At 75.3% G+C, this 7,852-nt stretch carries 7 protein-coding genes and 1 tRNA gene; 6 read left to right on the top strand and 2 right to left on the bottom strand.

The genetic code is table 11. From position 1 onward, the window contains the following. Nucleotides 1-54 precede the first annotated feature (54 nt). Both aceE and fdhD read right to left on the bottom strand, forming a co-directional pair. Entirely contained in the window at nucleotides 55-2,811 is a 2,757-nt protein-coding gene (aceE, locus tag ACRYM0_RS19770; RefSeq protein ID WP_432507559.1) for a pyruvate dehydrogenase (acetyl-transferring), homodimeric type, read from the bottom strand. 57 nt (nucleotides 2,812-2,868) lie between these two features. Then, nucleotides 2,869-3,762, bottom strand: a complete 894-nt coding sequence (fdhD, locus tag ACRYM0_RS19765) for a formate dehydrogenase accessory sulfurtransferase FdhD (RefSeq protein WP_432507558.1) — start codon at nucleotides 3,760-3,762, stop codon at nucleotides 2,869-2,871. Nucleotides 3,763-3,953: 191 nt separating this feature from the next. On the opposite strand from fdhD, the gene ACRYM0_RS19760 reads away from it, so the two are divergent. From ACRYM0_RS19760 to ACRYM0_RS19735, 6 genes are all read left to right on the top strand, one after another. Further along, on the top strand, nucleotides 3,954-4,382 hold the full coding sequence (locus tag ACRYM0_RS19760) for a DUF3052 domain-containing protein (RefSeq protein ID WP_432491411.1): 429 nt from the start codon (nucleotides 3,954-3,956) through the stop codon (nucleotides 4,380-4,382). 56 nt (nucleotides 4,383-4,438) lie between these two features. Further along, nucleotides 4,439-4,867 (top strand): redoxin domain-containing protein, encoded by a 429-nt coding sequence (locus ACRYM0_RS19755; RefSeq protein WP_432507557.1) that lies wholly within the window; start codon nucleotides 4,439-4,441, stop codon nucleotides 4,865-4,867. 52 nt (nucleotides 4,868-4,919) lie between these two features. Continuing rightward, a tRNA-Val gene (locus tag ACRYM0_RS19750) sits at nucleotides 4,920-4,992 on the top strand. Nucleotides 4,993-5,012: 20 nt separating this feature from the next. Next, the gene (locus tag ACRYM0_RS19745; protein ID WP_432507556.1) at nucleotides 5,013-5,948 is read left to right on the top strand and encodes a Nif3-like dinuclear metal center hexameric protein; all 936 of its coding nucleotides are present in this window, start codon (nucleotides 5,013-5,015) and stop codon (nucleotides 5,946-5,948) included. A 7-nt stretch (nucleotides 5,949-5,955) separates the two neighbouring features. Further along, nucleotides 5,956-6,699 carry a zinc ribbon domain-containing protein gene (locus ACRYM0_RS19740; RefSeq protein ID WP_432507555.1) on the top strand — a complete coding sequence of 248 codons (744 nt, stop codon included), beginning with the start codon at nucleotides 5,956-5,958 and terminating at the stop codon, nucleotides 6,697-6,699. Beyond that, nucleotides 6,696-7,811: a bifunctional RNase H/acid phosphatase gene (locus ACRYM0_RS19735; RefSeq protein ID WP_432507554.1), complete on the top strand. Its 1,116-nt coding sequence runs from the start codon at nucleotides 6,696-6,698 to the stop codon at nucleotides 7,809-7,811. The genes ACRYM0_RS19740 and ACRYM0_RS19735 overlap by 4 nt, the downstream gene beginning before the upstream one ends. Nucleotides 7,812-7,852: the final 41 nt, after the last annotated feature.

The raw sequence follows: 7,852 nt of genomic DNA, 5'->3' as shown, positions 1-7,852 counted from the left end.
GCACCGCCGAAGCGGTGCGGGGCTCTCGTGCTCGTGCCCGGGTCCCGGGAGCGGTCAGCTCTCCCCGCCGGCGCTGCCGCTGCGCCCGGCGCGCACGTCGTGCAGCTGGTACTTCTCGATCGCCTGGCCGGGTGCGCGCCAGTCGACCTCGCCGCGGTGGGCGAGCACCTCCAGGGCGCGCACCGCCACCGAGGGGCCGTCGATGTGGTAGTACCGCCGCGCGGCGGCGCGGGTGTCGGAGATGCCGAACCCGTCGGCGCCCAGCGAGACGAACTCGCCCGGCACCCACTGGCGGATCTGGTCCGGCACCGCGCGCATCCAGTCGCTGACCGCGACCACCGGGCCGGTGGCGTCCTTCAGCTTCTGCGTCACGTACGGCACGCGCGAGTCGTCGCCGGGGTTGAGGAAGGCGTGCTCGTCGCAGGCCAGGCCGTCGCGGCGCAGCTCGTTCCAGCTCGTCACCGACCAGACGTCCGCCACCACGCCGAAGTCGTCCTTCAGCAGCTGCTGCGCCTCCAGCGCCCACGGCACCCCGACGCCCGAGGCCAGCAGCTGGGTGCGCGGCCCGTCGCCCTCGCCCACCGAGACGCGGTGCAGACCGCGCAGGATGCCCTCGACGTCCACGTCCGCGGGCTCGGCCGGCTGGACCATCGGCTCGTTGTAGACCGTCAGGTAGTAGATGACGTTCTCGGGGTCCTCGCCGTACATGCGGCGCAGGCCGTCCTTGACGATGTGCCCGATCTCGTACGCGTACGCCGGGTCGTACGAGACGACCGCCGGGTTCGTGGAGGCCAGCAGCAGCGAGTGCCCGTCGCCGTGCTGCAGGCCCTCGCCCGCCAGCGTCGTGCGGCCGGCGGTGGCGCCGATGAGGAAGCCCCGGGCCATCGTGTCGGCCGCGGCCCACAGGTTGTCGCCGGTGCGCTGGAAGCCGAACATCGAGTAGAAGATGTAGATCGGCAGCATCGGCTCGCCGTGGGTGGCGTAGGAGGAGCCGGCGGCGGTGAACGCCGAGGCGGAACCGCTCTCGTTGATGCCGACGTGCAGGATCTGGCCCTGCTCGGACTCCTTGTACGCCAGCATCAGCTCGCGGTCGACCGACGTGTAGTTCTGCCCGTGCGGGTTGTAGATCTTGATCGTCGGGAACAGCGAGTCCATGCCGAACGTGCGGGCCTCGTCGGGGATGATCGGCACGACGCGCTTGCCGAACTCCTTGTCGCGCATGAGGTCCTTCAGCAGGCGGACGAACGCCATGGTGGTGGCGATCTCCTGCTTGCCCGAGCCCCGGGCCGCGACCTTGTAGGCGTCGTCGGACGGCAGGTGCATCGGGGTGTGCTGCACGCGGCGGTGCGGCACCGGGCCGCCCAGGTCCGCGCGGCGCTTGCGCAGGTACTGGATCGCCTCGTCGCCGTCGCCGGGGTGGTAGTACGGCGGGCGGTAGGGGTCCTTCTCCAGCTGCTCGTCGCTGATCGGGATGCGCAGCGAATCGCGCAGGAGCTTGAGGTCCTCCAGCGTCAGCTTCTTCATCTGGTGGGTCGCGTTGCGGCCCGCGAAGTGCGGCCCCAGGCCGTACCCCTTGATGGTCTTGGCGAGGATCACCGTGGGCTGCCCGGTGTGCTGGGTCGCCGCCCGGTAGGCCGCGTAGACCTTGCGGTAGTCGTGACCGCCGCGCTTCAGCGACCAGATCTCGTCGTCGCTCATGCCCGCCACGAGCTTGGCGGTGCGCTCGTCGCGGCCGAAGAAGTTCTCCCGGACGTAGGCGCCGTTCTCCGCCTTGAACGTCTGGTAGTCCCCGTCCGGGGTGGCGTTCATGAGGTTGACCAGGGCGCCCTGGCCGTCCGCGGCCAGCAGCGAGTCCCACTCCCGGCCCCACAGCACCTTGATGACGTTCCAGCCCGCGCCACGGAAGAACGCCTCCAGCTCCTGGACGATCTTGCCGTTGCCGCGCACCGGGCCGTCCAGGCGCTGCAGGTTGCAGTTCACGACGAAGGTGAGGTTGTCCAGCTCGTCGTTCGCCGCCACGTGCGCCAGGCCGCGCGACTCCGGCTCGTCCATCTCGCCGTCGCCCAGGTACGCCCACACGTGCTGCTGGGAGGTGTCCTTGATGCCGCGGTGGTGCAGGTACTTGTTGAACTGCGCCTGGTAGATCGCGTTCGCCGGGCCCAGGCCCATCGAGACGGTCGGGAACTCCCAGAAGTCCGGCATGAGGCGCGGGTGCGGGTAGGACGGCAGCCCGTTCGGCGCCGCGGAGGCCTCCTGGCGGAACCCGTCCAGCTGCTCGGTGCTCAGCCGGCCCTCGAGGAAGGCGCGGGCGTACACCCCGGGGGAGGCGTGGCCCTGGATGAAGACCTGGTCCCCGCCGCCGGCGTGGTCCTTGCCGCGGAAGAAGTGGTTGAAGCCGACCTCGTACAGGGTGGCGGAGGAGGCGTAGGTGGAGATGTGCCCGCCGACGCCGATCCCGGGCCGCTGCGCCCGGTGCACCATGACGGCCGCGTTCCACCGGATCCACGCCCGGTAGCGGCGCTCGACCTCCTCGTCACCGGGGAACCACGGCTCGGACTCGGGGCCGATGGTGTTGATGTAGTCCGTCGCCGTCAGGCTGGGGACCCCGACCTGCTGCTCGCGCGCGCGCTGCAGCAGCTGCAGCATCAGGTAGCGGGCGCGGCTCTTGCCGCGCTCCCCGACGACCGCGTCGAGGGACGCGAGCCACTCCCCGGTCTCCTCGGGGTCGATGTCGGGCAGCTGGCTGGGCAGCCCGTTGAGGATGGGGCCGAGCCCCGCGGGGCCGTTCCCCGCATCGTCGCGTCTGGCCACGGTGGTGGTCCTCCCGCTGTCGTCCGTCGGCCCGCGGTCAGCGGGCACGGCCCCAGGCTATTCCGCCGCCGCGGCCGGCACCGCACCCGGGACCCGCCCGGTGCCCGCGGCCGCCGGCACCGGGCGCAGCCGGTGCCCGCCGGCGTAGACGTTCGCGGTGGGCGGGCGCAGGAAGCCCACGAGGGTCATGCCCGCCTCGCGGGCCAGGGAGACCGCCAGCGAGGACGGCGCCGAGACCGCCGCCAGCACCGGCACGCCGGCCATCGCCGCCTTCTGGACCAGCTCGAAGGAGGCCCGCCCGCTGACCACCAGCACGCACCCGCGCAGCGGCAGGGCGCCGGCGCGCAGCGCCCAGCCCACGACCTTGTCGACGGCGTTGTGCCGCCCCACGTCCTCGCGCAGGCACAGCAGCCGCCCCGAGGCGTCGAACAGCCCGGCGGCGTGCAGGCCGCCGGTGCGCTCGAAGGCCGACTGGTGCGCCCGCAGCGCCGCGGGCAGCGCCTCCAGCACCGCCGGGTCCACCCGCACGTCGTCCTCGCCCACCGGGGCGGGCACCCGCGCCAGCACCTGCTCCACGCTCGCCGAACCGCACACCCCGCACGCCGACGTCGTGGTGAAGGGGCGCGCGGTGCGCTCGCCGGCCAGCCTGCTGCCCGCCCGCGGCGTGACCTGCGCGACGTTGTACGTCGGCTGCCCGTCCTCGCCCAGGTCGGTGCAGTGCCGCAGCGCCACCACGTCCTCGGCGCCGGCCAGCAGGCCCTCGGCGTGCAGGAAGCCGAGGACCAGGTCCACGTCGTCGCCGGGGGTGCGCATCGTCACGGTCAGCTGCTCGCCGGCCACCTCGATCTGCAGCGGCTCCTCCACCGCCAGCGTGTCCACCCGCGCGGTGGAGGAACCACCCGGGCGCAGGTCCATCCGCTGCGTGCGCGTGCGCGTCGTGACCCGTCCCACGGGCGCCAGGCTCCCACGCCCGGGGCCGCCGCGCTCGCGCGGGCAGGACGCGCGAGGAGGTCACGCGCAGGTCACGTGAACGCCCCGTGCGGGCCGTCACCTTGCGCGCGGGGGGCTCGGTGGGCTGGACTAGGAGGTCACGGAGCACGGACGAACCCCGGCGACGGGGCAGAGGGAAGGCAGGACAGCACGTGGGCGCGACCGCGGACCCTGCCGCCGACACGGCGGCAGTGGCCAAGCTGGGCTTCAAGCCCGGTCAGCTCGTGCAGGAGTTCGGCTGGGACGAGCAGGTCGACGACGACTTCCGGGTCGCCGTCGAGGAGCTCGTCGGCAGCGAGCTGCTGGACGAGGAAGCCGACGACGTCGCCGACGTCGTCCTGTGCTGGTACCGGGACGGTGACGGAGACCTGGTGGACGCGCTCGTGGACGCCATCACCAACCTCGCCGAGGGGGGCGTGGTGTGGTTGCTGACGCCCAAGAAGGGTCGTCCGGGGCACGTGAACGCCGCGGAGATCGACGAGGCCGCCCCCACCGCGGGTCTGCACGCCACCTCCAGCGTCAGCGCCAGCGCCAACTGGGCCGGCACCCGCATGACGACCCCGAAGAGCGGTCGCCGCTGAGCGCGCCCGGCCGGGACGCCGCGACACCCGCGGCCTTCCCCGTGCCCGGGGCGGTGGTGCGGGACCAGCACGGGGAGCCGCTGGGGCTGTCGGAGCTGTGGTCGGAGGGGCCCGCGCTGATCGTCCTGGTGCCCGCCGCGTTCTCCACCCACTGCACCGCCGAGCTCGGGGCGCTGGCCCACGACGTGGACCGCTTCGACGACGCGGGCGTGCAGCTCGCCGCGCTCTCCTGCGACCCCGTGCCCGCGCTGCGGGCGTGGGGCGAGGACCGTCGCTACCCCTTCCCGCTGCTGTCCGACTTCTGGCCCCACGGCGCGGTCTCGCGCGCCGTGGGCGCCTTCGACGAGGAGCTCGGCGTCAGCGAGCGGCTGTCCCTGCTCGTGCGGGACGGGCGCGTGCTCTGGAGCCTGCGCGGCGACGGGCACGCCCCCCGCCCGCTCGCGGCCCACCGGCAGGCCCTGGAGGTGCTGGCCGGGTCCCGCTGACGCGGGCCCCGAGGCACTACCGTGGGCGGGCCCGGCGCCCGCGCGCCGGTGCGGGCCCGTAGCTCAGCTGGTAGAGCACCGCGCTTACACCGCGGCCGTCGTCGGTTCGAACCCGGCCGGGCCCACCCGCCGCTAAGGTGCGCCCGTGCCCGAGCCGACCCCCGCACCGCACTCCGCACCGCCCCGCGGGACGGCCCCCGCGCCGTCGCCCTCGGCCCCGGCGCTGGGGGAGGTGCTCGAGGTCCTCCAGGACCTGCACCCCGAGCGCTGGGCGCAGCCGTGGGACGCCGTCGGCCTCGTCTGCGGGGACCCCGCCCGCCCGGTGCGCCGCGTGCTGCTGGCCGTGGACCCGGTCGAGGCCGTCGTCGACGAGGCCCTGGACGCCGGCGCCGACCTGCTGCTGGTGCACCACCCCCTGCTGCTGCGCCCGGTGTCGTCGGTGGCGGCCACCACCCCCAAGGGGCGCGTGGTGCACCGGCTCGTGGAGGCCGGCTGCGCCCTGTACGTCGCGCACACCAACGCCGACGCCGCCGCCCCCGGCGTCTCCGACGCCCTCGCCCGGGTGCTCGACCTGGACGGCCTCGTGCCGCTGGAGCCGCTGGCGGCCGAGCCGGGCCGCCCCGAGCTCGGCATCGGCCGCGTCGGCACGCTGCCCGCCCCCGAGCGGCTGGCGGACTTCGCCGACCGGGTCGCGCAGGCGCTGCCGGCCACCGAGCAGGGCGTGCGGGTGGCCGGCGACCCCGACGCGCTCGTGCAGCGCGTCGCCGTGTGCGGCGGCTCCGGCGACAGCCTGTTCGCGCAGGTGCGCGCCAGCGGCGCCGACGTGTACGTCACCGCCGACCTGCGCCACCACCCGGCCTCCGAGGCCCGCGAGAGCGCCGCGTTCGGTGCCGGGTCCGGCGCCGCGGGGACCCCGCACCTGGTGGACGTGGCCCACTGGGCCAGCGAGTGGCCGTGGCTGGCCGGGTGCGCCGACCGCCTGGTGACGGCGCTCGCCGCGCGCGGCCGTACCGTGGACGCCCACGTGTCCACCACGCGCACCGACCCCTGGGCGCTGCGCGTGCCCAGTCGAGGAGAGTGACCGGCGGATGCCCAAGGCCCCGGCGATCGACCAGCAGAAGCTGCTGGACCTGCAGGCCGTCGACATCCGGCTGGCGCAGCTGGCGCACCGGCGCGCGAGCGTCCCCGAGCAGGCGGAGCTGGACTCGCTGCTCGCCGAGCGCCGTCGCGTCGGCGACGTCCTCGTGGCCGCCCGCACCCTCGTCAGCGACGGCGAGCGCGCCGTGGCCAAGGCGGAGGCGGACGTCGCCCAGGTGCGCGAGCGGGCCGCCCGCAACACCGCCCGGCTGAACGCCGGCGTCGGCAGCGCCAAGGACCTGCAGGGCCTGCAGCACGAGCTGGAGTCCCTGGCCCGCCGCCAGGGCGTCCTGGAGGAGACCGAGCTGGAGGCCATGGAGAAGCTGGAGCAGGCGCAGTTCGCCGCCGCCGAGCTGGCCACCACCGACGGCGAGCTGGCCGAGCAGGTCGAGGACGTCACCCGCCGCCGCGACGCGGTGCTGGACGAGGTCGCCACCGAGGAGCGCGCCGTGCTGGCCCGCCGCCAGGCCATCTCCTCGGGGATCGAGCCCGCGCTCGTCGAGCTGTACGAGCAGACCCGCGCCCCCCGCGGCGGCGTGGGCGCGGCACTGCTGCACGGCCGCCGCTGCGAGGGGTGCCGGCTGGAGCTGAACTCCTCCGACCTGGCGGCGGTGCGCGCCGCCGCCGCCGACGACGTCGTCTTCTGCGAGGAGTGCGGGCGCATCCTCGTGCGCACCGGCGAGTCGGGGCTGTGAGCAGCGCTCGCCGCCTGCGCGTCGAGGCCGACGGGGGGTCCCGCGGCAACCCGGGCCCGGCGGGGTACGGGGCGGTCGTCAAGGACGCCGCGACCGGTGAGGTCCTCGCGGAGGTCGCCGAGTCCATCGGCCGGGCCACCAACAACGTCGCGGAGTACCGCGGGCTGCTCGCCGGGCTGCGTGCCGCCGCCGAGCTCGACCCGTCGGCGAGCGTGGAGGTCCGCATGGACTCCAAGCTCGTCGTGGAGCAGATGTCCGGGCGGTGGCAGGTCAAGCACGCCGACATGCGCCGGCTCGCGCAGGAGGCCCGCGCGGTGCTGCCCGCCGGGCAGGTCGACTACGGCTGGATCCCGCGCGCGCAGAACTCGCACGCGGACCGGCTGGCGAACGAGGCGATGGACGCCGCGGCCGCCGGGCGGCAGTGGCAGCGCAGCACCACGGCCGCCACCACCGCCGCCACCGCTTCGGCGGGGACGGCCCCCCCGGCGGCGCCCGCGGGCGGCGGCGGGCGGCCCCTGGACCTGGTGCTGGTGCGGCACGCCTCCACGTCCCTGACCGAGCAGCGGCGCCTGTCCGGCCGCTACGGCGAGGACCCGGAACTGTCCGAGGCGGGCCGTGAGGAGGCCCGCCGGGTCGCGGAGTGCGCCGAGGTGCGCGGTGCCGGTGTCGTCATCACCTCCACGATGCGCCGTTCCCGCCAGACGGCGGAGGCCATCGCCGAGCGCACCGGTGCGCAGGTGCTGGTGGACCCCCAGTGGGACGAGACCGACTTCGGCGAGTGGGACGGTTCCACCGCCGCGGAGGTGGTGCGCCGCTGGCCGGCGGAGTTCGCCGCCTGGTCCACCGACCCCGCCGTGGCGCCACCCGGCGGGGAGGCCCTGGTCGAGGTCGAGCGCCGCGTGCAGCGGGCGGCGGCCGCGCTGCGCACCCGCTGGGCCGGTGAGCGCGTGGTGCTCGTCACCCACGGCGACCCGCTGCGGGCGCTGCTGCGCGAGTGCCTGGGCTGCGGCTCGCACATGCAGCGCCGCATCCGCGTGGACCCCGCCTCGCGCACGCTGCTGCGCCTGCACGACGACGGCACCAGCGAGGTCCTGGCCGTCAACCGCGTGTGAGCGGCCGGGGACGGCGCAGGGCCCGGGCGCACCGCGCCCGG

The organism is Kineococcus arenarius subsp. arenarius, from assembly GCF_050871845.1.
Classification (GTDB): domain Bacteria; phylum Actinomycetota; class Actinomycetes; order Actinomycetales; family Kineococcaceae; genus Kineococcus.
Note: the sequence above shows the minus strand (reverse complement) of the source record. Positions and strands in the feature narration are given on the sequence as shown.

Excerpts from the sequence above, each read along its gene's own strand:
- ACRYM0_RS19740 (WP_432507555.1), top strand. The coding sequence starts at position 5,956 with ATGCCCAAGGCCCCGGCGATCGACCAGCAGAAGCTGCTGGACCTGCAG.